The 25,392-nt window shown below is 44.8% G+C and carries 23 protein-coding genes; 11 read left to right on the top strand and 12 right to left on the bottom strand.

Features of this window, described 5'->3' with window-relative positions; translation table 11 throughout:
* Positions 1-12: 12 nt before the first annotated feature.
* The 4 genes from BLV54_RS16015 to rpe form a co-directional block, all read right to left on the bottom strand.
* Complete coding sequence (locus BLV54_RS16015; protein WP_090569296.1) at positions 13-1,065, bottom strand: calcium-binding protein; 1,053 nt, start codon at positions 1,063-1,065, stop codon at positions 13-15.
* Between the two features lie 443 nt (positions 1,066-1,508).
* A complete protein-coding gene (trpE, locus tag BLV54_RS06170) occupies positions 1,509-2,981 on the bottom strand; it encodes an anthranilate synthase component I (protein WP_090569293.1) in 1,473 nt (490 codons plus the stop codon).
* A 125-nt stretch (positions 2,982-3,106) separates the two neighbouring features.
* On the bottom strand, positions 3,107-3,814 hold the full coding sequence (locus BLV54_RS06165; RefSeq protein ID WP_090569290.1) for a phosphoglycolate phosphatase: 708 nt from the start codon (positions 3,812-3,814) through the stop codon (positions 3,107-3,109).
* Between the two features lie 33 nt (positions 3,815-3,847).
* Entirely contained in the window at positions 3,848-4,525 is a 678-nt protein-coding gene (gene rpe, locus BLV54_RS06160) for a ribulose-phosphate 3-epimerase (RefSeq protein ID WP_090569287.1), read from the bottom strand.
* 376 nt (positions 4,526-4,901) lie between these two features.
* On the opposite strand from rpe, the gene BLV54_RS06155 reads away from it, so the two are divergent.
* Positions 4,902-7,292 carry a DNA internalization-related competence protein ComEC/Rec2 gene (locus tag BLV54_RS06155; protein ID WP_256329198.1) on the top strand — a complete coding sequence of 797 codons (2,391 nt, stop codon included), beginning with the start codon at positions 4,902-4,904 and terminating at the stop codon, positions 7,290-7,292.
* A gap of 168 nt (positions 7,293-7,460) precedes the next feature.
* Here BLV54_RS06155 and BLV54_RS17095 read toward each other — a convergent pair whose 3' ends face one another.
* The 6 genes from BLV54_RS17095 to BLV54_RS06125 form a co-directional block, all read right to left on the bottom strand.
* The gene (locus BLV54_RS17095) at positions 7,461-8,384 is read right to left on the bottom strand and encodes a septal ring lytic transglycosylase RlpA family protein (protein ID WP_305367533.1); all 924 of its coding nucleotides are present in this window, start codon (positions 8,382-8,384) and stop codon (positions 7,461-7,463) included.
* 13 nt (positions 8,385-8,397) lie between these two features.
* Positions 8,398-9,501: a rod shape-determining protein RodA gene (gene rodA / locus BLV54_RS06145; protein WP_090569284.1), complete on the bottom strand. Its 1,104-nt coding sequence runs from the start codon at positions 9,499-9,501 to the stop codon at positions 8,398-8,400.
* A 343-nt stretch (positions 9,502-9,844) separates the two neighbouring features.
* On the bottom strand, positions 9,845-11,740 hold the full coding sequence (gene mrdA / locus BLV54_RS06140; protein ID WP_090569282.1) for a penicillin-binding protein 2: 1,896 nt from the start codon (positions 11,738-11,740) through the stop codon (positions 9,845-9,847).
* Positions 11,737-12,255: a rod shape-determining protein MreD gene (mreD, locus tag BLV54_RS06135; protein WP_256329197.1), complete on the bottom strand. Its 519-nt coding sequence runs from the start codon at positions 12,253-12,255 to the stop codon at positions 11,737-11,739. The genes mrdA and mreD overlap by 4 nt, the downstream gene beginning before the upstream one ends.
* Positions 12,245-13,141 carry a rod shape-determining protein MreC gene (gene mreC, locus BLV54_RS06130; RefSeq protein ID WP_090569272.1) on the bottom strand — a complete coding sequence of 299 codons (897 nt, stop codon included), beginning with the start codon at positions 13,139-13,141 and terminating at the stop codon, positions 12,245-12,247. Before mreC ends, mreD begins: the two co-directional genes overlap by 11 nt.
* 74 nt (positions 13,142-13,215) lie before the next feature.
* On the bottom strand, positions 13,216-14,277 hold the full coding sequence (locus tag BLV54_RS06125) for a rod shape-determining protein (RefSeq protein WP_090569269.1): 1,062 nt from the start codon (positions 14,275-14,277) through the stop codon (positions 13,216-13,218).
* Between the two features lie 138 nt (positions 14,278-14,415).
* On the opposite strand from BLV54_RS06125, the gene gatC reads away from it, so the two are divergent.
* From gatC to gatB, 3 genes are read left to right on the top strand one after another with little or no spacing between them, the layout of a single operon-like run.
* Positions 14,416-14,703 (top strand): Asp-tRNA(Asn)/Glu-tRNA(Gln) amidotransferase subunit GatC, encoded by a 288-nt coding sequence (gatC, locus tag BLV54_RS06120; protein WP_090569266.1) that lies wholly within the window; start codon positions 14,416-14,418, stop codon positions 14,701-14,703.
* A 57-nt stretch (positions 14,704-14,760) separates the two neighbouring features.
* Complete coding sequence (gatA, locus tag BLV54_RS06115) at positions 14,761-16,227, top strand: Asp-tRNA(Asn)/Glu-tRNA(Gln) amidotransferase subunit GatA (RefSeq protein ID WP_090569263.1); 1,467 nt, start codon at positions 14,761-14,763, stop codon at positions 16,225-16,227.
* Between the two features lie 53 nt (positions 16,228-16,280).
* The gene (gene gatB / locus BLV54_RS06110) at positions 16,281-17,720 is read left to right on the top strand and encodes an Asp-tRNA(Asn)/Glu-tRNA(Gln) amidotransferase subunit GatB (protein WP_090569260.1); all 1,440 of its coding nucleotides are present in this window, start codon (positions 16,281-16,283) and stop codon (positions 17,718-17,720) included.
* 268 nt (positions 17,721-17,988) lie between these two features.
* On the opposite strand, the gene BLV54_RS06105 is transcribed toward gatB, so the two are convergent.
* Entirely contained in the window at positions 17,989-18,687 is a 699-nt protein-coding gene (locus BLV54_RS06105) for an SDR family oxidoreductase (protein ID WP_090569256.1), read from the bottom strand.
* A 158-nt stretch (positions 18,688-18,845) separates the two neighbouring features.
* On the opposite strand from BLV54_RS06105, the gene BLV54_RS06100 reads away from it, so the two are divergent.
* The 6 genes from BLV54_RS06100 (at position 18,846) to BLV54_RS06075 (ending at position 24,142) form a co-directional block, all read left to right on the top strand.
* On the top strand, positions 18,846-19,736 hold the full coding sequence (locus tag BLV54_RS06100; RefSeq protein ID WP_090569253.1) for a Tim44 domain-containing protein: 891 nt from the start codon (positions 18,846-18,848) through the stop codon (positions 19,734-19,736).
* A gap of 146 nt (positions 19,737-19,882) precedes the next feature.
* Complete coding sequence (locus BLV54_RS06095) at positions 19,883-20,620, top strand: metallophosphoesterase family protein (protein WP_090569250.1); 738 nt, start codon at positions 19,883-19,885, stop codon at positions 20,618-20,620.
* A 133-nt stretch (positions 20,621-20,753) separates the two neighbouring features.
* Positions 20,754-21,296, top strand: a complete 543-nt coding sequence (locus BLV54_RS06090; protein ID WP_090569247.1) for a chorismate--pyruvate lyase family protein — start codon at positions 20,754-20,756, stop codon at positions 21,294-21,296.
* Complete coding sequence (gene ubiA, locus BLV54_RS06085; protein WP_090569244.1) at positions 21,293-22,237, top strand: 4-hydroxybenzoate octaprenyltransferase; 945 nt, start codon at positions 21,293-21,295, stop codon at positions 22,235-22,237. Before BLV54_RS06090 ends, ubiA begins: the two co-directional genes overlap by 4 nt.
* Positions 22,238-22,280: 43 nt before the next feature.
* The gene (gene ubiD / locus BLV54_RS06080) at positions 22,281-23,744 is read left to right on the top strand and encodes a 4-hydroxy-3-polyprenylbenzoate decarboxylase (RefSeq protein ID WP_090569240.1); all 1,464 of its coding nucleotides are present in this window, start codon (positions 22,281-22,283) and stop codon (positions 23,742-23,744) included.
* A 23-nt stretch (positions 23,745-23,767) separates the two neighbouring features.
* Entirely contained in the window at positions 23,768-24,142 is a 375-nt protein-coding gene (locus BLV54_RS06075) for a thiol-disulfide oxidoreductase DCC family protein (protein ID WP_090569237.1), read from the top strand.
* A gap of 61 nt (positions 24,143-24,203) precedes the next feature.
* On the opposite strand, the gene BLV54_RS06070 is transcribed toward BLV54_RS06075, so the two are convergent.
* Positions 24,204-24,914 carry a dienelactone hydrolase family protein gene (locus BLV54_RS06070; protein WP_090569234.1) on the bottom strand — a complete coding sequence of 237 codons (711 nt, stop codon included), beginning with the start codon at positions 24,912-24,914 and terminating at the stop codon, positions 24,204-24,206.
* A gap of 113 nt (positions 24,915-25,027) precedes the next feature.
* Here BLV54_RS06070 and BLV54_RS06065 point away from each other — a divergent pair.
* Positions 25,028-25,392: winged helix-turn-helix domain-containing protein (locus BLV54_RS06065; RefSeq protein ID WP_143032427.1), on the top strand; the 365-nt coding region annotated here is incomplete at its 3' end.

Here is a 25,392-nt window from a genome sequence, read left to right as displayed (position 1 = left end):
TATGTTTTTAAATTACGTCAAGTTAAAGATTACCATATCATCAGTAATTTCACTAGCAGACATACCCACTAGCGTAATTGAAGCTTCCCCATCGAGGAATTCAAAAGTAACGTTGCCATCTGCTTCAGAAATGTTAGTAACGAAAGGCAATATATCTGCAACGGTCTGGATATTATCGAACTGGAAGGCAAGTTTATCACCATTGTCAATTTGAACAGTATAATGACCTAATGCATTGAAACCTATGACGTCATCACCATCTCCACCCAGCAAGGTATCATTACCGCCACCGCCAACCAAGGTATCGTTGCCGCTGCCGCCAGTGATATGCTGATCGCTATTGTCACCTTGCAGATTCACATCAGTGTCATCACCAACTTTAACTTTACCAGACCCAACCAGTATTGCGTTCTCTATACCCTTGAGCTCAAGTGTTTTGCCTTCCTGAATGCTATTCAAAAGTAAGGCAAAAACTTCATTATCTGCTGAACCGCTAAGCGCTTCAAGCTCAATTTCATTAGATTCAGCGCTACCGTGTACATCTACGACGCCTGATGCGGTTTCTGCAGCAATATCTGAAAGTGAATGAGATATATCAGCGAAATCAATAATACAGAGAACACTCTGGTCAACACCGCTGGCAACCAAACCATCGATGAGATTATTAAGCGCATTTGTTAAGCTAGCATTAAGTGCTTGAACAGCAGGATCTGAACTACTTGATGGTAAAGCTTCTTCAATTTTTGAATTGAGATAATCTACTATCTCTGCGGGTGTTTTTTGCTCACTTAAGCCTTCAAAGGCAATGTTAACACCAGACGGTAACTTAACCGCAAGCCACATCACACCATCTTTGATTTCTGTGGCGACCCTGACGTCACCAGAAACGATTGCACCTTGTGTTTCACCATGCTCACCTTTACCAATGACCAGTGCAGCACCATTACCTAAATCTGTTACTTTTACACTATTTGGATCAGTATCAGTTAAAAACTGATCTAATAAATCTTTTATCTCACTTGATAAATTACCGCCCATACCTCCCAATAAAGACTCTGCTGCCATAGGCTTTACCTCCCTTCAAAACGTCGTTTGGAAAATTGCATGCGGAATATACGGTATTAATTAATACAATGCAAGTGTTATATGACATTTAAAAACTGACCTGGTAGTATTTTTACATCGTTTGCTAGATCTCCACCGATATCTACTAATAAAGACCTTATTGCCATAACTAGCATCCTTCCTTCGAAGCGTTAGAAGATTCCATAGCGGATATACGATATTAATTAATACATTGCAAGTGTTATATGACATTTAATTTAAGTCTATAGAAATCCAGCATTTATGCAGATTTGCAGTGCAACAGTTTGCTATGAACAGAAGAAGATTTGTTGAGATGGCCTTCTTTTTTAAAATTGCATAAAAAAAATGACAATTTACTTTTCTTATAATTTGGTTTCTGCAGTTAAATATAGTTTTAGATATCGGCAGTTGTTAAAAAAACTTTAATCGATTTTGCTATCCAGTCCATTTTCAGCAATTTCTGCCGCACGTAATATGGCTCTAGCTTTATTTTGTGTTTCGATCCATTCGTTCCGCGGCACGGAGTCGGCAACGATACCGGCGCCTGCCTGGACGTATAGCTTGCCATCCTTGATAATGCCGGTACGGATAGCAATAGCAAGGTCCATATCGCCATTAAAACCCAGGTAGCCGACTGCACCCGCATAAATACCACGTTTGGAGATTTCCAGTTCGTCAATGATTTCCATTGCTCTGACTTTGGGTGCGCCACTGACTGTTCCAGCGGGGAAGGTGGCGCGTAATACGTCAATCGCATTCAAACCTGATTTGAGCTTACCTTCTACGTTGGAAACTATATGCATGACATGTGAGTAATGCTCGATTTGCATATTCTCGGTTACTTTGACTGTACCGGCTTGAGCGACGCGGCCAATATCGTTACGTCCTAGATCCATCAGCATGACATGTTCGGCCCGTTCCTTGGGATCTGCCAGTAAATCAGCCGCTAACGCTGAATCTTCCTGCATATTCTTGCCACGAGGACGGGTTCCTGCGATCGGGCGAACTGTAACCATGTCATTTTCAAGCCGCACTAAAATCTCGGGAGAGGCTCCGATGATATGAAAATCATTCAGATGATAATAAAACATGTAAGGGGAGGGGTTGATGCTACGTAGTGCGCGATAAAGTGCAAGCGGAGAGGCTGAATAGGGCTTGCTGGTACGTTGTGAAAGGACGACCTGCATAATATCGCCCTCAACGATATAGTGCTTGGCTCGTTCTACGGCGGTGATGAAATCGGCTTCCTTAAATTCACTGACAGCAATACCCGGCTTGCTTGGCTTTTCTATCGGAATGGATAAAGGTTGTCGCAGCCTGGTCAGCAGCTCTTTTAACCGATTTTTCCCTGCCTGATAAGCGTTATTCGAATGTGGATCGATATAAATGATGAGATAGAGCTTTCCAGAAAGATTGTCCACTACGGCTAATTCTTCAGATAGCAACAGCAATACATCCGGCGTATGCAAGGTATCGGACCGAGCATGGTCCGCTAGTCTCGGTTCGATATAGCGTACGGTATCATAGCCAAAATAGCCTGCTAATCCTCCGCAGAAACGGGGTAGGTCAGCGTAGGGTGCAATTTTAAAATCAGCCAGATAGGATTCAATAAAGTCCAGTACATTCCCGACATTAATTTTCTTAGAAGCGGAATCATTGATGATATCGACTTCATTGCCATACGCTTCTATGCGTGTTTTTGCAGGTAATCCAATGACGGAATAACGTCCAAAACGCTCACCACCCAGCACCGATTCCAACAAGTAGGAGTAAGGTTGATTAGCCAGTTTGAGATAAACTGAAAGCGGTGTATCAAGATCAACAAAAGTTTCCAATACCAAGGGAATACGGTTGTAACCCTCTGCTGCCAGCTTATTGAATTCACTTTGAGTCACACACTCACCTTTTTTTAAAACAGATGTAATTTAACGATGTGTTTCTTACTGATTATCATCGAGCAGATCATCTATATGCGGGTGAGTAGAGTGACTATCATGAAAATTATTCAAATCCCTTTTAATTATTGTTTGATTAATTTCGTTGCCTCTAGTAGTGAAGAAATGATCGCATCGCAATCCAATTCATGAACATCCTGTCCCTCATTATAACCGTAGGGAACGCAGAAGATATTGCAACCCGCTGCACGCGCTGCAATCGCGTCATTGAGTGAGTCGCCAATTAACAGCAATTCACATGGTTTAATTTGAAAGTGGTTGCAAGCATGTAGCAAGGGCAGGGGATCGGGTTTCTTTTTGGGCAGAGTGTCGCCTGACAATACAATCTCAAAATAATGCAGCAGGTTGGCTGCGCGTAATAAGGGCAAGGTGAATGCTTCAGCTTTATTGGTTATACAGGCTAATTTGAACCCATCCTTTTTGAGCGTATCCAATCCGTCAACGACCCCTGGGTAGGGACGAGTGTGGGTATACAAATTCTCACGATAATTTCGCTCATAAATAGGCAAGGCCTTATTGAATAATTCAGGTTCTGGTTCCTCATCCAGACTATTCGTCAATGAACGTTTTACCAGTTTCTGAATGCCTTTTCCTATAAAGGTCTGGATCGTAACCAGCGGTAATTCCGGTTTGCCAAGCTCCACCAGCATCTTGTTCGCGGCAGAAGCAAGATCCATTGCTGTATCAAGCAGCGTACCATCCAGATCGATGACAACAGCCTTAATGGGGAGAGGAAACTCAATTTCTGAAGGGCGCAAGTTGTTTTGATTCATTCGTTTTTATTCAGGTGATGGTAGTAAAAGATACTAAGCTTTTGCTAACTCTGCTCGCATTGCCGAGATAATCGTATCATAGCAATGGGGGTCACTGTCTTTACCTGCACTATAAATGGCTGATCCAGCAACAAACGTATCGGCGCCTGCGCGCGCGATTTCAGCGATATTATCAACTTTTACACCACCATCGATTTCCAGCAGAATGTCTTTGCCACTGGCATCGATGCGTTTCCGGACTTCTGTTAATTTATTGAGTGCTTCAGGGATAAATTTTTGTCCGCCAAAACCGGGGTTGACTGACATGATTAACACCAAATCAAGCTTATCCAAAACATGATCAAGATAGGTAAGAGGGGTGGCGGGATTGAATACCAATCCTGCTTTGCATCCTTGTTCTTTAATAAGACCAATAGTGCGGTCAATGTGCCTGGAAGCTTCCGGGTGGAAGGAAATAATATTGGCACCTGCCTTGGCAAAGTCAGGAACGATGCGATCTACTGGCTCAACCATCAAATGGACGTCAATCATTGCCTTGGTTAAAGGGCGTATCGCTTCACACACCAATGGGCCGATCGTCAAATTTGGGACATAATGGTTATCCATGACATCAAAGTGGATGATATCTGCACCTGAATCAAGGACGTTCGTGATTTCCTCTCCCAGTTTGGCAAAATTTGCAGATAGAATGCTTGGAGCAATGCGATACATATAATTTAGTCTCTCTAAAAATTAAATCCTGCATTTTAACCATAAATGATCATTTCGCGGTAACGTTAATCATGTAAAGCTGACCAAATCTTTGAAAAAATTATCCTATCAGCACTATTCGTTGCGTAACCACCGACTATTTTAAGTTTTATTCGCCTATCACTGATGCTGATTTCCTCAGCTTCTGAAATTTTCCGCCGTATATAAAAGACGATTCTTCTTTTTTGTTGATTGCAAAAATTCATTACACACCTTTTATTCTGTTTCCAAATCAAGCATGACACAAAGGCGAGCCGCAGACAGTATAAGTAATACGGCAAGGAGAAGCCAGCAAAGTCAGGTTTGATTTAGAAATGGAATTACATGGAATCAAAAATTGCTGAGACAAATCTATAGCCTTGCCTTTGTCTTCGGCGTGTGCTTATTACAGCTGCAAGCTGAGTTGCCTGAAATGCGATGGATGGTAGTGTTATTTCCTGCCGCAGTATTGTTATTTTTTTACAGTTATTTTTACCCAAATACCTTCCTTGCCCTCCGAAAAATTCTGTCATTTGGCCTTTTTCTTGGATTAGGTTTTTTCTGGGCGGCGATGTTTGCTTACTGGCGTATGGCAGATACCTTACCCCATGAATGGGAAAGCCGTGACATCGAGCTAATAGGCGTCATCGCAGAATTACCGCAAATAATCGATCGAGGTGTGCGTTTCCGGTTTGATGTCGAGCAGGTGTTGACATCAGAAGCAGCGGTGCCTGCGCATATTTTGCTGACTTGGTACAAAATGGGTGGGAAATATGAGGAAATCAGCACGTCGACTCTTCCTCAAGTCAATGTCGGTGAGCGCTGGCGACTAACAGTACGATTGAAGCGTCCCCATGGCAATGCCAATCCCCATGGCTCTGATTTTGAAGCAAAAGCCATGGAGCGCAATATACGAGCGATAGGTTATGTACGCATATCAGCAAATAATGTGCGCCTGGATGGATGGGTCAATTATCCCAAATACCTGATTGAACATGTTCGTCAGCAGATTCACACACGCTTTAGTCAAGTTTTGGCAGACCATTCTTATGCAGGTATTCAAATTGCCCTGGCGATAGGAGATCAACAAGCTATTCCTCATGAACAGTGGCAAATTTTCACTCGTACGGGCACGAATCATCTTATGTCTATCTCAGGGCTTCATGTCACGATGGTATCAGGGATGGTTTTTGGGCTTGTTTATTGGCTATGGCGTCGAAGTTTGCGTTTATCTTATTGGCTACCGGCACGTAAAATGGCTGTTACCGCAGGCGTCTTGGCAGCACTATGTTATGCGTTATTGACTGGTTTCTCAGTGCCAACTAGACGTACCTTCCTGATGCTGGCAATCATAGCCATCGCACTCTGGAGTGATCGTAGGGTATCGATGCCTGCTGTACTAGTAGGGGCGTTATTGATCGTAGTGGTATTCGATCCTTGGGCAGTGATCTCACCTGGTTTCTGGTTATCGTTTGGTGCGATTGCGCTGATCACGCTTGTGACGTTTGGCCGAATTGGCAAGATGGGTGCGATCATCAGTTGGGCTCGTGTTCAATGGGTGATTACACTGGGATTGAGCCCTTTATTGCTAGTCATGTTTCAGCAAGTGTCAGTGATTGCGCCGATAGCGAATGCTATCGCTATCCCGCTAGTGAGTTTGGTGGTAGTACCGCTGACGTTACTTGCAATTGTGCCATTATTTGATTTTCTACTCTTACCTGCTCATGAAATATTAAGTGCCGGTATGCTGCTGCTGAAATGGCTAAGTGAAACCCCTCAAGCTGTTTGGCAGCAACCTGCTCCTCCCTTATGGGCGTTAATTGCAGGTATGGCAGGTGTCGTCTGGTTGTTTCTGCCTGGTGGTTCGGGTATGGGAATTTTTTCTGGCTTTCCTGCCAGATGGCTTGGGATGGTGGCATTGCTGCCAATGTTCATGATTTCTCCTCCCAAGCCAGCAACTGGTGAAATGTGGCTGACTATGCTGGATGTTGGGCAGGGGCTAGCTGTGGTGGTGCGTACCGAACATCATACGCTGTTATACGATGCTGGGCCAAACTATGGAGAAACCGATAGTGGCGCACGTATTATCGTGCCATTTTTACGCGGTCAGGGAATCAGGCAGCTTGATCTCATGCTGATATCCCATGCTGACTCAGATCACAGTGGCGGTGCTTTATCGGTGCTGGCAGCAATACCCGTGAAATCATTGCTATCATCGCTAAATAGCGATCATCCAATTCAGCAGGCCGCTACAAATAGTAAACCATGTCATGCAGGTGAATCATGGCAATGGGATGATGTTCACTTTGAATTGCTGCACCCTTTAGCGCAAAGCTATGATCTTGCTAAACGAAAAACTAACGAAACCAGTTGTGTGTTGAAAATTACTACACGCCATGGCAGTGTGCTGTTGCCTGCTGATATCGAAAAGGATACAGAGCGTGACTTGTTAGTGCGTGCGGGTCAACAGCTCTCCGCAACGGTTTTGATTGCACCTCATCATGGCAGCAAAACTTCTTCGACGGAAACTTTTATCCGACAAGTCAATCCCTGGCTTACGCTATTTAGCGTTGGCTATCGTAATCACTTTGGGCACCCAAATGAGAAAGTGGTTGAACGTTACCGTGACCTGGGGAGTGAATTGATGCGCAGCGATCGCGATGGAGCAGTTTTGCTACAGTTTAAAGAGGATAGCATAACAGTGAGCAGTTGGCGTGAGATTAGTCGTCGCTACTGGCATGATCGCTAGTTATTCTAATTCCCAATAGAAAAGTAAAAATATTTAACACAAAACCTTTATTCATAGAATATTACCTTTTCCTGCTACTGCTATTTATATTAAAAATTAAAATAATTACAAACTTGGCTTTACAGGAGAAGGATAAGAGAAAAATATCCTTTAATCGTAACAATGTGATTATCGGTTAGCGATCGTCAATATCGGTTTGACAGCAATACGTTGTGTGATCTCATTAGCACTTTTTCTGGCGGATATTTCACTCGGATAGGGGCCTGTGCGGATTTTGTATAATCCATCCTCATTAGTGATGCCAGTTTGATGAGTGATTGAGGGTAATTCGGAACGTATTTGTGAAAGAAAGTTGTGCGCATTGCTGGCAGAACCAAATGCAGCCAGCTGTAAATAGATTTTAGTATTTTGTGTACTAGGCGGTTGGGTAGACACGATTTTTTCTGCTTGAGGAGACGATGCCACTCCTGGAATGATTGCTTCAACTTTAACTGGAGCGCTTCCCTTTGTGAGTACATCCAGTTTGTATGCTGCAGTATAGGAAAGATCAACCACTCGATTAGCCAAGAAAGGACCTCGATCATTAATGCGCACGACGATCGACTTGCCATTTTTAAGGTTGGTCACACGCACATAACTGGGAATGGGTAAAGTTGGATGAGCAGCTGTCATGGCAAACATATCATACACTTCTCCAGAAGCAGTTTGTTTACCGTGGTAACGGCGTCCATACCATGAGGCAATGCCTTGTGCTGTGTAAGGAGTGAGGGATGTCATGGGGGTAAATGTCTGCCCCAAGGCATCATAAGGACGCATGTTGGCTGGCCTTAAGGGTTCAATGCGGGGGATAGCATCTGGAATAGAATCCAAATTGGCTGGTGGATTGTCGGGAGGGCCATCATCAAGATAATAGCCTCCCCCTTTGATTCTTGCAGAGAAAGTTGACGAAGTAGCAGAGCCTTTTTCCCGTGACCCAGCATATTGCGACAAGTTACTACAACCTGCCAGTATGATCAGGATAATGATGAATATGAGTGGAATGGAACAAGCTATCCAGCGATGAGAAAAAGAATGAAGTGTACTTGTCATCATGGGTATACCATCCTTATGTTTTTACCAGTTTAGGGTGCGTTTGTATACTCATCAAAATGCCAAAACCTAGTAACATTGTTACCAGAGATGTGCCTCCATAGCTGATCAATGGAAGGGGTATCCCTACCACCGGCAGGATTCCACTGACCATTCCCATATTGACGAATATATAAGTAAAGAAAGTCAATGTGATCGAACCAGCAACGAGGCGGGTAAACTGTGTCGGTGCATTGGCTGTAATGATTAAGCAGCGCCCGATGATTACCAGATACAACAATAATAACAAACCATTCCCGATTAAACCAAATTCCTCTGAAAATACTGCAAAAATAAAATCGGTGCTTTGCTCGGGTAAAAAATCTAGCTGGGATTGTGTTCCATTTTGCCATCCTTTGCCAGCAATACCTCCGGAGCCGATGGCAATGCTGGATTGAATAATATGATAGCCAGCTCCCAACGGATCTTGAGAAGGATCAAGCATGGTTAGAATACGCTTGCGCTGATAGTCATGCATTGCAAATGACCAGAATAGCGGCAGTATGCCGCCAGCGGTAACAAGCAAACCAGCCATGACCCGCCAGGATAAGCCTGCAAAATAGATAACATAAAAGCCACTTGCTGTAATCAGTAAGGCCGTTCCCAAATCAGGTTGGCGTGCGATCAGAAGCACGGGTAAGAGTAAAATTAAAGCGGCACCAGCATAATCACGTAGGCGCAGGGCTATTTCCGATTTATCAAAATACCATGCCATCATAAGAGGGACAGCAATTTTTAACAACTCGGAAGGCTGTATCCTAGTGATTCCTAAGTTTAGCCAGCGTCGTGCTCCATTTTGTATCTCACCAAATAATGCCACGCTAATCAAAAGTATGATCCCCAGGATGTACAATGGCAAGGCAAGGCGCATAATCTGCTGAAGCGGAATATTGGCTATTAACCACATAATTATCAGCGCCACGATCATATTTAAAATTTGGCTGCTAACCCGAACTAAATTTCCACCGCTCGCGCTATAGAGCACGACCAATCCAACCAGCATCAATAGAAAGATGCCCGCTAACAGGAAATTATCGATATAGCGTGTGAGATAATGCCATAAGCGTTTAAATTCAATCATAACAACTAATCATCAATACGATAATTGATCGATGGTAATGAACTGCTAAACAAGCAGTTGTTTTAGTTAATGTATGTTATTTCATTTCTAAATCAAATCTGACTTTGAGGTTATGAATAAATCTACTACGCACTCCAATCACTGTGTTGGGCGGTACTCGCTCCTCGCCTATCTACTCGATATGTCTCATCGCTGCGTTCCGTCCGCCTTGCGCTTGGAGTGTTCGCTACGATTTTTTCACAACTTCTTTGTCGGTTTCTCCTTGCTGTATTATGAATACTGTCTGCAGCTCGCTCTTGCGTCATATTTGATTTGGAAGTGGAATTGATCGTTTGTTATTTTCTTAATGTGATCGATTATTTGCTTTTTCAGCAAGAATTGGTTCAGGTGTTTTCCCGAGAAAAAAATAATCCAATACCTGGCGTGCAATGGGGGCAGCAGTCGAGCCACCAGAGCCGCCATTTTCAACCAATATCGTCAGTGCAATTTTGGGATCTTCTGCTGGTGCATAAGCTATAAATAGCGCATGATCACGATGACGTTCCTGTATCTTGCTAGCCACGTAGCGTTCGCCTTGCTTAATATTTATCACTTGTGAGGTGCCTGTTTTGCCGGCAAAAGTATAAGCTGCATTCGCACCAGCTCTTGCTGCTGTTCCACCAGGGCGAGTTACATCGACCAACGCATTTCTGACGCGTGTCAAATTCTCTTTTTTTAAATTAAGCGTATACATCTGGCTGAGCTTATTCTCATATAAGCGGCCAGTCTCATTATCTTGAGTCTGTTTCACAAAATGCGGACGATATGCTACACCATTGTTGGCAAGAAGCATGGTGGCGAAGGTCAGTTGAGCCGGGGTGGCTAAATTATAACCTTGACCGATTCCAACGGAAATCGTGTCACCAGGAAACCAGTTTTGGTTAAACCGTTTCTTTTTCCAATCAGGTGAGGGGAGTAAACCAGTGACTTCACCTGGAATATCGATTTCGGTTTTTCTGCCAAACCCAAACTGACCGATAAAACTGAAAATATTATTTATTCCCAGATCGTTTGCAAGAGTGTAGTAGTAGGTATCGCAGGAAATAACAAGCGATTTGTGTAGATTAACTCTGCCATGCCCGCCTGGTCTCCAGTCCCGAAAGCGGTGGGAGCTACCAGGCAGGCTAAAATAACCTGGATCATTAATCGAATAGTCGGCCGTACGCTTGCCTAATTCTAATCCAGCCAGCGCCATGAAAGGCTTAAAGGTAGAGCCAGGGGGATAGATGCCTCTCAGTGCACGATTATTGAGAGGTTTGTCAATGGATTCATTGAGTAAGCGCCAGTTCACATGATCGATGCCATCTATAAACAGATTGGGATCAAAGCCCGGTTTACTGACAAAAGCAAGAATTTCACCATTCCTCGGATCCATTGCTACCAATGCACCACGATAATCACCAAACGCTCTTTCTGCTGCTTGCTGTAATTTGAGATCAAGAGAGAGGATTAAATCATTCCCGGCTACGGGAGGGGTATGGGATAATGTTCGTACGAGTCGACCCGCTGCATCGGTTTCAACTTGCTCAAATCCGGTTATTCCGTGTAATTGTTTCTCATAGCTTTGTTCAATGCCTATTCTTCCGATATGCAGAGAACCGCGGTAGTTTTCAAGCTCATTATTGCTTTCGAGTTGCTCAAGATCCTTATCACTGATACGGCCAATGTACCCAATTACATGTGATAAAAGCTCGGCGTGAGGGTAATGACGAAGTAATCGTGCTTTGATTTCCATTCCAGGAAATCGGTAACGATTAACTGCAAAGCTCGCTACTTCAACATCTGATAAGCGCGTTCGAATGGGTAAACTTCTAAAGCGCGTGCTTTCCCGCCTCAGTTTATTAAATCGTCGACGATCTTCCTGTGAGATTTCAATCACAGTTGCTAATTCATCTATGGTCGATTCCAGATTGGGAACTTGATTCGGCACAATTTCCAGAGCATAGGTCGTATGATTCTGCGCGAGTATTTCCCCATTGCGATCAAAAATGAGGCCTCTGTTGGGAACGAGCGGCATGATGGATATGCGATTAGCTTCTGCCAGGGTAGTGTAATGCTCGCTTCGGAGTACCTGCAGATAAAAGAAACGAGCAAGCAGCAGGCAAAATAACAGCACAACAAAACCCGCAGCGATCGCAAGTCTGATGTGGAAATGTCGTAATTCATGCAAATGATTACGAAGCTCAACCCCATAATTCATAGTTCGTTAGGATCGCTCTTCGGTTTTTGAGGAATGCTCAGCAAGAATGAAATAACAGGCCACAATAATGCACCTGTAATGCTAGGAAAAAAGTAATACCAATCCGGAAAATAAGTACCCCCCAGCAAGCCTGTCAAGAATACCGCAAATTGAGCTATGAGCAATACCCAGAAAATTTGGGGTGCCTGTTTAAAGACATTGAATAATCGTAGACGTCGATGCAATATCATTCCAAAGAATGTGATCACGCAATAAGCCAAGGCATGCTGACCCAAAATGCTGCTATTACTTACATCCATTACTAAGCCAGCAATAAAAGCAAGGCTCATTCCGATACGCTGTGGGTGATGAATACTCCAATAAAGTAACGTAATCGCAACAAAATCCGGACGAAGTAACAGGATAATTTCTTGTAGAGGCAATAGATTGAACAAGAGCGCAATCAACAGGCTGAATAAAATAACGCTGCTTTTTGCCTCTAGAGGAAGCTCCTGATCAAGATAATCATCGGGCACGGCTTTTCCTTTCTTGCTGAGCAGTATTTTTTGGCTCTTCTTTGGGCTGCTCTGGTATGGGCGATGACAACGAAAGGATCAATACTTGTCTGTTTCTATTTACACCCGCGATAGGCGTGCACGTAATGATGGCAAAATCTCGTGAGCGATCATGCTCAATATTTTCTACTCGCGCTACTGGCAGACCGGGAGGATAGACTCCTCCGATGCCAGAGGTGATAAGCAAGTCGCCTTTTTCGATATCTGCATTGACCGATAAATAGCGCAGCTCTAACTCATTATTTTTCCCAGTACCTGAAATAACCGAGCGCAAGCCATTACGGGCAGCCTGTACCGGAACAGAATGATCTTTATCCGTGACAAGCGTGACTTCGGATAAAAAAGGATGAATCTGTGTGATTTGTCCGATGACTCCTAAATCATCTACGACTACTTGACCTGCTGCAATCTCACTAGAGCTTCCCTTGTTGAGTGTAACCTTGCGATTAAAGGGGTCGCGTGGGACATACAGAATTTCTGCCATGATCGCTTTGATTTCTGTTTGCTGGGCAGCACCCAGCAATTTTCGCAATTGGGTATTTTCTTCTTCTAGTATCTGTAAGCGAAAAAGTTTTTGCTGGTTAAAGAAATATTGCTGTCTGAGATAAGCAATTTCTTTCGTCAGTTGGAAATCGTTTATTAGCTCTTCTACCTGGTCAAATAAAGTCGCAGGTATATATGCGAGCCGTTGCAGAGGATAAATGATCGTGCCAACAGTCTGGCGGATTCCAGAAAAGGAGCCAAAGCGAGTATCCATTACCATTAGAAGGATGGATAACAATGCAAAAAAAAATAAACGTACCTGGGGACTCGGACCAGCCCTGAAAAATTGTGGAACCGTCTCCATCACATTTTAAATTTTAAAATTTCGTCACTGGGTTATTTATTATAAATAATCCATGATAAGAAATTGAAATCGGATTAAAATTCGCGAGCAAAAATACCGATGGATCGATCGATATTTTCAAGTGCGATGCCAGCGCCCCGCACTACACAGGTGAGCGGGTCCTCTGCAATAATGGCTGATAAACCGGTTTCTTCCATCAATAGACGATCAATATCACGCAATAGAGCCCCACCTCCTGTCATGACCATTCCCATTTCAGCAATGTCAGCACCTAGCTCCGGCGGGGTATGTTCCAGGGCAATTTTAACTGCACTGACAATGCTGTTCAATGGTTCAGTCACTGCTTCCAGAATCTCATTACTGGAAATCGTAAAGCTGCGTGGAATACCTTCTGCCAGATTACGTCCTTTGACTTCGATTTCACGTACTTCTGATCCTGGGTAAGCCGAGCCAATTTGTGTTTTGATGATCTCGGCAGTGGCTTCACCTATCATCATGCCGTAATTGCGACGAATATAATTGATGATTGCTTCATCAAATTTATCACCCCCCACACGTACTGAGTTTGAATAAACAATTCCTCCCAGAGAAATCACCGCAACTTCAGTCGTACCGCCGCCTATGTCAACCACCATGGACCCCGTCGGCGTCTCAACAGGTAAATCCGCTCCAATGGCAGCAGCCATCGGTTCTTCTATAAGTTCTACTTTACGTGCGCCTGCTCCAAAAGCTGCCTCACGAATTGCGCGTCGCTCTACTTGAGTTGAGCCACAGGGAACAGAAATAACAATGCGTGGGTTAGCAGAAAACAGGCGAGGAGGGTTTACCTTTCTGATGAACTGTTTCAGCATCTGTTCTGTTACGGTAAAATCAGCAATTACCCCGTCCTTCATAGGGCGAATTGCAGTAATGTTGCCAGGTGTTCGCCCAAGCATTTGCTTTGCTGAAAGTCCAACCTGCTGGATCACTTTCTTGCCGCTGGATCCTCCTTCTTGTCTAATTGCAACAACGGATGGTTCGTTCAATACGATACCATGACCGCGAACATGGATCAGTGTATTGGCTGTGCCTAGATCAACTGCCATATCCGTTGAGAAATAATTTCCTAGAAAGTTATTGTTCAGGAGGTTAAACATGAGGGCAAAATTCCATTAATGATGACAGATTCAGAAAAAGAAGTGGTTCAAGCACTATAGGGTTTACAAAAAGTATGTGCTCATCAGGCATGTCATGATACTCTATTACGTGTTTGAATATAAAGCTTATGACAGCAAATGACTTTATCAGTAGATGATGTAAAACGTGTAGCCAATCTTGCTCGTATTGAAATTAATGAAGATGAATCAAAACAAGTGCTTGCACAATTGTCTGGTGTTTTTAGCCTGATCGAACAGATGCAGGCTGTAGATACATCCAATATTGTACCAATGAGTCATGCGCAAGATATGATACAACGGTTGCGTGAAGATGTCGTTACAGAATCTGATCAACACATTCTATTTCAATCTATTGCCCCACAGGTAGAAGCAGGACTTTATTTGGTTCCTAAGGTGATCGAGTAAAAACATAGGCATGTTACCTCTTTTCAGTTAATTTTTGTAATTCTCCTTTGAATCCCCATGTTGAATGCTAGTCTTAAGCAGCTCGCTACACAGCTTTTGGAAAAGAAAATTTCCAGCGTCGAGCTGACTGAAGCGTTTCTTAAACACATTAAGTCGCTTAATCCGGAGTTAAATGCTTTTATTACCATCAATGAAGAGATGAGTCTTGCGCAGGCGCAAGTTGCTGACAAAATGATTGCATCAGGTCAGGCGCATCCTCTCACAGGAATTCCTGTGGCACAAAAAGATATTTTCTGTGCCACAGGATGGCTGACGACTTGTGGATCGAAAATGCTCTCAAATTTTGTCTCTCCCTATGATGCGATGGTAATCGAGCGCTTCAATCAAGTCGGAGCAGTCAATATCGGTAAGACCAATATGGATGAGTTCGCTATGGGGTCAAGTAACGAAACCTCCTATTATGGGCCGGTCAAAAATCCATGGGATACCCTGGCCGTTCCCGGCGGTAGTTCTGGTGGATCTGCATGTGCAGTAGCTGCGCGGATGGTACCCGCTGCAACGGGGACGGATACGGGTGGCTCCATACGCCAACCAGCAGCGCTATGCGGTATCTCGGGCATCAAGCCAACGTATGGATTGGTTTCTCGCTATGGCATGATCGCATTTGCTTCCAGCCTGGATCAGGGTGGTCCGATGGCTAAATCGGCTGAAGATCTGGCGTTGTTATTGAATGTAATGGTAGGGTTCGATGGACGTGATTCGACCAGTCTGCAGCGTGAATCTGAAGATTATACGCGTGATCTGGAAAAACCACTTGGGCAGCTACGTATCGGACTACCCAAGGAATACTTTGCTAAAGGAATGAGTAATGATGTGGCAAGTGCCGTAGAAGCCGCTATTGCTGAGTATCGTAAGCTAGGGGCTACGATGGTTGAGGTTTCCTTGCCCAATACCATGCTTTCTATTCCGGTTTATTATGTTTTGGCGCCGGCCGAAGCATCCAGTAATCTTTCTCGCTTCGATGGGGTACGTTACGGCTATCGTGCTTCCCGCTATACTGATCTCGAGGATATGTATAAAAAAACTCGAGCCGAAGGTTTTGGTGCAGAAGTCAAACGTCGTATCCTGATTGGTACTTACGTGCTTTCCCATGGTTATTACGATGCCTATTATCTCCAGGCGCAGAAACTGCGCCGTTTGATTGCACGCGATTTTACTGAAGCATTTAAGCAATGTGATGTCATCATGGGGCCGACTTCACCGGCAGTAGCATTCAATCTTGGAGAAAGAAGCAACGATCCATTACAGATGTATTTATCGGATATTTATACCATTGCAGCGAATTTGGCCGGTTTACCCGCCATGTCGATTCCTGTCGGGTTTGGGGGTAAGAACAGGCCGGTGGGACTGCATATTGTTGGTAATTACTTCAAAGAAGCTCGGATGTTAAACATTGCGCACCAATATCAGCAAGTAACAGACTGGCACTTGCGCGCACCTGCCGGCTTGTTTGAAGCAAAGTAAACAATTATTCATGATTTATCGGCTATTCCAGAAGTAAGAGAGGTTTTTTGAACATGCAATGGGAAATAGTTATCGGTCTTGAGATACATGCTCAACTCTCGACGCAATCGAAAATATTCTCAGGCGCTTCCACCGCCTATGGAGCGCAACCGAATACCCAGGCATGTGGAGTCGATATCGCATTGCCGGGGGTATTGCCAGTATTGAATTATGGTGCAGTTGAGCGTGCAATTAAATTTGGTCTGGCGATTGGCGCAAAAATTAATTCGCCTTCCGTCTTTGCGCGAAAAAATTATTTTTACCCGGATTTACCCAAAGGTTATCAAATCAGCCAATTTGAGCTGCCTGTGGTACAGGGCGGCAGCATTAAGATCCAGGTGGGTAATATCGAGAAAGCAGTACGGCTGACCCGTGCACACCTGGAAGAAGATGCCGGCAAGTCTTTACATGAAGATTTTCATGGGATGAGTGGTATCGATCTGAATCGTGCCGGCACCCCATTACTGGAAATTGTTTCTGAGCCTGATTTGCGCAGTAGTGCAGAAGCAGCTGCATATGCGAAAGCATTGCATACCCTGGTTCGATGGATCGGGATTTGTGATGGCAACATGCAGGAGGGATCATTTCGCTGTGACGCTAACGTCTCTGTCCGGCCCCGTGGAACAGAAAAGCTCGGTACCCGCTGTGAGATTAAGAATCTCAATTCATTCCGTTTCCTCGAAAAAGCAATTGATTTTGAGGCTAGACGACAGATTGAAATCCTGGAGGACGGCGGCAGCATCAGACAGGAAACGCGACTGTATGATGCTAATCGGGATGAAACCCGTACCATGCGCAGCAAGGAAGAAGCGCATGATTATCGTTATTTTCCTGACCCTGACTTACTGCCGTTGAGTATTCCCAAAGAATGGATTGAGCAGGTCAAGGCAATGTTGCCAGAGTTACCGGAAGCAAGGCGTAATCGTTATATCGAAGATTATGGACTTTCCAGCTATGATGCAAGTGTGCTGACTGCAACCAGAGAAACAGCTGATTATTTTGAAAATACAGTCAAGCAACTGCCCGCACAGGCTAAGCTTTGTGCCAACTGGATCATGGGTGAAGTCAGTGGCAGACTCAATAAAGAGAATATCGAGATATCGCAATGTCCGGTTAGCCCTGTGCAACTGGCAGGATTACTTGCGCGTATCAGCGATGACACCATCTCTGGAAAAAGCGCCAAGGATGTCTTTGATAGTATGTGGCAAAATGAGTATGGTGGTAGTGCTGATGCCATCATTGCTGCCAAAGGGCTTAAGCAGATTTCCGATGATAATGAAATCGAAAAGCTGATCGATGAGGTTCTTGCTGCTAATCCACAACAAGTGGCAGATTATCGTAGTGGCAAAGAAAAAGCTTTTAACTCGCTTGTTGGTCAGGTCATGAAAGCAACCAAGGGGAAAGCGAATCCTGCTCAGGTTAATACGATACTCAAGAAAAAATTGCTGGAATAAGCCACTTTAACAGCGGGTAATTCTATTTCAAATCAAACGTGACGCAAGAGCGAGCTACAGGCCGTATAAATAATACGGCAAGGCAAAGCCAACAAAGTCAGGTTTGATTTAGAAATGGAATAAGATGTCTGAAAGCTACTTATGTCCTGCCCCAAATCTAAAATTGAGCAAGATAAGAGGGAGCGAAAAACTCATTGATTGGGTGGAACGGGCAATCGGTGAATCCTGCTTCCTGTATTTCATTTGTTTTCTAATTCATCAGGATGCGCTACCAAGGGATTATTTGTCCATCATAGGCAAAAAATTTTCCAGAATCTGCTAATGTTATTCCCCTTAATACCTGCCGCATGCCTGTGACGCTTTGTTCCGTTGAAATCAGTGCATCTGGTCCGCCCATATCGGTTTTTACCCAGCCTGGGTGTAACAGTACTGAAATGATATCACGAGTTCTCAAATCAATAGCAAGACTCTTGGCAACTATATTGACTGCTGCTTTGCTCGAGCGGTAGATATAGCTGCCACCACGCTGATTGTCAGCAATGCTTCCCATTTTACTGGTAATGGTAGCAATTGTTTTCAGGCTACTGTTGCTGATTTGATTGACAAAAGCTCCAGCCATTTTGAGTGGCGCCATCGTATTGATTTGGAAGGTATTAGTCCATGCAGTATAGTCGATGCTGCCGAAACCGCCATCATCAGAAGGTGGATAAACTCCGGCATTGTTGATCAGCAGATCAATGGTTTCGTTAGCCAACGACCTGGATAATTGATCAATTTGTTGATGATCTGCAACATCAAGTGCATAAATTCTGATGTGATCCGGGTATTGGGTGGCGAGTCGATTAAGATTTTCTGCTTTTTCAGGTTGACGGCAACAGGCTATTACCTGCCAGCCATCTTTAGCATATTGACGGACATACTCTAATCCAATCCCACGATTTGTACCGGTAATCAGGGTGGTTGCCATATTGTTATTACTCCTTCACCTTGTGAATAAATAGTCTACTTGATTCAAAATTACGATATAGCAGCACAAAATAAATTGTTTAGGGGAATTCCAAGTAGTCACTACAATCGAACGATAATGTTATACTCATTTTTTTAACAGTACTTTTGGAGATAATTGTGAAGAAAATACTGACACTTCTGACTTTAGCCATGTTTACTTTTACCTTACTTCCATTTGACGACGCCGAGGCAAGACGGATGGGTAGTGGTAAAAGTATTGGGAAGCAACGCGATTCCATCAATCAACAGGCTACTCCAAAACCAGCACAATCTCAATCAGCAGCGCCTGCATCTGCTGCTGCAGCGGGTGGCGCTAGCAAATGGGGCGGAGCATTGGCCGGGTTAGCTGCGGGTGGTTTGTTGGCAGCTCTGTTCATGGGGGGAGCCTTTGACGGTATTAATATGGCGGATATGTTGGTGCTGGTGGTACTGGCTGCCGTCATATTCTTTATTATCCGCATGATGCGTAAACCCAGAACAGATCAGGTGTCTCGTCCAATACAGTTTTCGGGTGTCGGGGCAGATCGCGCTGGCAGTATTCTCACTCCAACTCCTCCAACCTCGGTAGCACCCCCAGCTATGGAGCAAACTGGCTCGACTACTACAGATAGCAACGGTGCTACAAATAGTATTCCTGCAGATTTCGAGGTAGAGCCGTTCTTGCGTAATGCTAAACTCTCGTTTATTCATTTGCAGGAAGCGTATGGTGCACATAATTTGGATGATATTCGTGCATATACTACACCTGAAATGTTTGCTGAGCTTAAAGCACAAATCAACGAGAGTGGTGACAAGCCTCAAAAAACAGAGGTGCTCTTCATTGATGCAAACTTACTGGATGTCACAGTTACAAATGATATGGCCATTGCCAGCGTGCGCTTTAATGGGCAATTGCGTGAATCACCCGATGCATCGCCAGAGTCATTTGATGAGATTTGGCATGTTGAGAAAGATCTCAGGGGTCGTAATGCAGCCTGGTTACTAGCAGGAATCCAACAACTTTCCTAAGAGGTTGTAAACAAATCTGCAGGCTGCCCCGATAGCTGCGTTGGGCGGTATTCATCCCTCGCCTATCTCATCCTAGGGTAGGCGGGGTTATACATTGTAAATATCGTAAATATTAAGGCTAACGTTTTTCTAAGCGGAGGCTTGCTATGAGAATAGCTGTCGTGTCAGATATCCACGGTAATTTACCTGCACTGGAAGCGGTTGTTGCACATTTTAAGCAAAGCGGTGTTGATGCTGTAGTCAATCTCGGTGATAACTTATCAGGCCCACTGCTGCCATTGGAAACAGCACAATATTTAATGGCACAGGATTGGATCCATATCTCGGGTAACCATGATCGACAACTTCTCGCATATGGTACTGAGCAATGTACCGATGTGGATGAATTAGCCTATTCCCAGTTAACGCCGAAAGAACTTGCCTGGCTCAAATCTCTTCCGCATAAAGCAGATTTCGGAGAAGACATCCTGCTTTGTCATGGTACACCGGCAAGCGACTCAACCTATTTCCTGGAAACCGTCGAGGCCCAAGGAGCACGTATGGCAACGCGTAAAGAAGTAGATGAGCGTCTGGGGACAACGCTGGCAAAACTGGTTCTGTGTGGACATACTCATAAGCCACGAGCAATTCGGGCTTCATCCGGCCAGCTCGTTGTTAATCCGGGTAGTGTAGGTTTGCCAGCTTATGATGATGCAACGCCTTATTTTCATGTCATTGAAACGGGCTCACCAGATGCGCACTATGCCATTGTGGAGCGCATTAAGGATCAGTGGATAGCTTCCCTTATCACTGTACCCTATGACCATGATTCTATGGTCAAACTGGCAGATTCACGCCGCTATTATGATTGGGCGCAGGCGCTTGCAACAGGGTATATGTTCTAAATAGTAGTAGAAATTGGACTGATAATATTGCCTGAAAATCCTGATCGCAAGTAGATCTATATTGCTTTTTAATAAAGTTAACATCATTTATTCTATGTCTGCTTTATAATCTCAGCTTTTGTCATTTTGCTTCATGAGTGCTAACCGGTCACTGGCGTGGCATCCTGTTCCCGTCAATGCGGCAATTAACATCCGTTGGTGGTTGTTGCATCGAGACTCGCTGACACGCTTGATACAGCAACGCTGTAGCAAGTTTTTGGTTGAGCCGGTTTTTCAATCGCTTGCCCCTGCATGCGCCGATGAATTGGATATAATGAATTTGCGTCGCAGTGAATTGGCTTTAGTGCGCGAAGTGTATCTTTACTGTAACGATACCCCCGTGATATTTGCTCATTCAGTGGTTGCAAGGAAACACCTCGATGATGCGTGGCGTGGGTTGAGTCGCCTGGGCAATCGATCATTAGGTACCATGCTATTTACCAATCCGATGATCAAACGCGCTGAATTTGGTTATAAACTGCTGAATACCCATCATCCGCTTTTTAAACGAGCATGCCAGCGATTGCAGACCCCACCGCCTAGTTTATGGGCACGGCGTTCACTATTTACATTACAGGGACAACCGATACTGGTCACTGAGGTCTTTTTGCCAGCCATTCTGAGGTTGAAAATATGATGAATAAAGAGCGGTTTATCGCCTACGCAAAACTGATAAGGCTGGATAAGCCCATCGGTATCTTGTTGCTGTTATGGCCTACCTTGTGGGGGCTGTGGTTGGCGGCTGATGGTCTGCCTGATTTGATGATTCTGGTTATTTTCGTTATAGGCACGATATTGATGCGTTCAGCCGGGTGCGCGATCAATGACTTTGCCGATCGCCGTATCGATCCTCATGTTGAGCGTACCAAGAACCGCCCGTTGGCTGTCGGTATTGTCACCCCTAAAGAGGTCGTGTTGCTGGCAGCAGGATTGAGTTTTTGCGCATTTTTGTTGATATTGCCACTGAATCAATTGACATTGCTGCTTTCTGTGGGTGCACTGTTTCTGGCTGGAACTTATCCTTTTACCAAACGCTTCTTTGTCATGCCGCAAGCGTATCTTGGTATTGCCTTCAGTTTTGGCATCCCTATGGCATTTGCGGCGCAAACCGGTGAACTACCTGCCATCATCTGGTTATTGCTGCTCGCCAACTTATGCTGGGTCATCGCCTATGATACGGAATATGCCATGGTTGACCGAGCGGATGATCTCAAAATTGGCATCAAAACATCTGCAATTACCCTTGGGCGTTTTGACGTAACGGGTATCATGCTGTGTCATACTGTCTTTCTGGGCGTGATGGTTTATGTGGGATGGCTGTTGCAACGAGGTGTTCCTTATTATCTCTCACTGGCAGTGGCATTGGGCTTGGTGATTTATCAGTATTTTCTGATTCGTGAGCGTAACCCTGCTAATTGTTTCAAGGCTTTTCTGCATAATAACTGGGTTGGTGCTACAGTATTTGCTGGGATTGTGCTGGATTCCTTAATCATTTCATTTCTAGATAAACCTGACTTAATCGGCTTCTTCTTGCCGTATTATTTATCCGTCTGTGGCACGCCTTCGTATCAGGTTTGATTTGGAAATGGAATAACAAGAAACTTCTAGGCTATTTATATCAATGAGATACAAAGATCTGCGTGATTTTCTCGTGCAACTGGAAAACCGAGGGGAACTGAAACGAGTGAGGGCCGAGGTTGATCCTTCGCTGGAAATGACCGAAATTTGTGACCGATTACTCAAAAAAGCCGGTCCTGCTGTGCTGTTCGAGAAACCGAAAGGGCATAGTATCCCAGTCTTGGGCAACCTGTTTGGCACGCCTGAGCGTGTAGCATTGGGAATGGGGCAAGAATCCGTCACTGCGCTACGGGAAGTGGGCAAATTGCTGGCTTATCTCAAAGAACCTGATCCCCCCAAAGGCCTGAGAGATGCATGGGAAAAGCTGCCAGTGCTGAAGCAGGTGCTCAACATGGCGCCAAAGGTAGCTTCCAGCGCCGCATGTCAGGAGGTCATCTGGGAAGGGCAGGCAATCGACTTAGCCAAATTACCTATTCAGACATGCTGGCCGGGAGATGTCGCTCCGCTGATTACCTGGGGACTTACCGTTACGCGCGGCCCACATAAGGCACGGCAGAATCTTGGTATTTACCGACAACAAGTCATTGCGCCAAATAAAGTAATTATGCGATGGCTTGCGCACAGAGGGGGAGCGCTGGATTATCGTGATTTCTGCATGGTCAATCCAGGCCAGCCCTATCCTGTTGCAGTCGCCTTGGGAGCTGATCCGGCAACGATCCTGGGGGCTGTCACGCCGGTGCCTGATAGCCTCAGTGAATATCAGTTTGCTGGATTATTGCGCGGTGCCAAAACGGAAGTCGTCAAATGCTTAAGTCATGACTTGCAAGTGCCCGCCAGTGCAGAAATTGTGCTGGAAGGTTTTATTTATCCCGATGAGACTGCTATTGAAGGGCCTTATGGTGACCACACTGGCTACTATAACGAGCAGGAAACTTTTCCGGTTTTCACTATCGAACGCATCACCATGCGCCGCAACCCGATTTATCATTCCACCTATACTGGCAAACCGCCTGATGAGCCGGCTATTCTGGGCGTAGCACTAAACGAGGTATTTGTGCCTTTGTTGCAAAAGCAATTTACTGAAATTGTCGATTTTTATCTGCCACCAGAGGGCTGTTCCTACCGCATGGCTGTGGTCAGTATGAAAAAGCAGTACCCAGGCCACGCCAAACGAGTAATGTTTGGGGTATGGAGTTTCTTGCGTCAGTTCATGTATACCAAGTTTATCATTGTCACGGACGATGATATTGATATCCGTGACTGGAAAGAAGTCATTTGGGCGATTACCACACGCGTTGATCCCGCGCGGGATACCTTGATTGTGGAAAATACCCCGATCGATTATCTGGATTTTGCGAGCCCCATCTCTGGTCTGGGTGGTAAGATGGGATTGGATGCCACCAACAAATGGGCGGGAGAAACGACACGCGAATGGGGTAGACCGATTGAAATGGATGCTGCGGTCAAAATGCGGATTGATCAGCTTTGGAGTGAGTTACCTTTTTGAAATAACACTAGCCTAATTTTTCAGTGGATAAAGAAAGAAAACCGATCAAAGCCTATTACAACTCAGCCTGTCCGGTTTGCAAAGCTGGCATAGAAAACCAGAAAAGCAAGATGGAAGGATGTTCGATCGAATGGAAAGACATCCATTCGAATCCCCGATTAGTTACTGAGATCAATTCAGAGATTGAGCAGGTACGCGAGCGATTGCATGTCGTTGATGAACATGATCAAATTTATATCGGTTTCGATGCGTTTCTCATCATTTGGCAGCATTCTCCTAACGAAAAATGGAAGGCAACGCTATTGAGTTTGCCTATCATCAAACAACTAGGGCGGATTGCTTACAATCAATTCGCTGCCATGTTGTATAAGTGGAACAAGGCAATGAAGCATTGGTAGCTTTTGATGAGCCACAAAAGGCAAGGCGTGCCCTTTGTGCTGACTGGTGGTATACGCTATTCTAGAAAATCTCGGCCAAAAAATTGGCAATCGACTGATAAGCCCGTTTTGCCGCTATTTCCTTGTAGACTGTTCCAAAAGCGGGATTATTAGCAACAGGATTGGTAAAGGCATGCATGGTACCCCCATAGACATGCACCTGCCAGTCCACCCCTGCGTCGGTCATTTCCTTCTCAAAAGCTAACACTTGCTCTGGCGGCACCATGGGGTCATCATGACCATGTAAACAGAGTACTTTAGCGCTCATTTTCTTATTGGCTACATTACCAGGTGCAAAAATGCCATGAATACTGATTACACCTTTTACATCAGCACCAGATCGAGCCAGTTCCAGTGCACACATTCCACCAAAACAGTAGCCCATTGCCGCGATTCTTGCCGCATCGACTTGTGGTAGTTTTCGCACTGCATGTAATGCAGCGTTAATTCTTTGCCTCAACAGGGCTCTATCACTTGCGTAAGGATTCATGAGTGCCGCGTTACCTTCAATGTCTCCGTCGCGACCAAAAATACCTTTACCATACATGTCCAGTGCAAAACCCACATAACCCATTGCTGCGACTCTTTCCGCTGCTTTACAGGCAAATTCGCGTCGACCACTCCAGTCATGCGCAACTAGCACGGCCGGTTTTGGGGTGTCTGTTTCGTGATAGGCCATATAACCTTCCAGCTGGGTATCGCCATCCTGGTAATCAATGTATTTTGTAAGCATATTTATTCACTCCTTATTAATTGATATGGAAGAAACAATCATTATCTTATTCCAATTTGCATTGAAAAATGAAGAAATGAAACAATATAGCCATGAATTACGAGGAAAAAATCATGGCAAGAAAAGCAAGTGGAATAGATCAATTAGTAACGGCCCGGGAATTATTGAGAACAGCTAAAACAGCAGAGGAATTGAGGGCGGCACAAGCCGTATTGCTGCCCTTGGAACCGGGCATGTCGTTAGAGGAAACGGCGAAGGCTATTGGACGTTCCATTAGATGGACGTGTAGCATGCGCACGCGCTACTGTAGAGTTGCTCGCTGCGAGGAGGAAGCACCTCGAACGAAACGGGCGCTCCGTAACCGTGCGATTGCCACGCTTGAGCAGGAAGCCCAAATTCTTGATGAAGTTTTGGCAGGAGCGGCTCGAGGCGGAGTGGTAGTTGTCCCTCCGCTTAAAGAGAAAATAGAGGAACGACC

Origin of the sequence: Nitrosomonas sp. Nm33, from assembly GCF_900107265.1 — a bacterium.
GTDB lineage: Bacteria > Pseudomonadota > Gammaproteobacteria > Burkholderiales > Nitrosomonadaceae > Nitrosomonas.
Note: the sequence above shows the minus strand (reverse complement) of the source record. Positions and strands in the feature narration are given on the sequence as shown.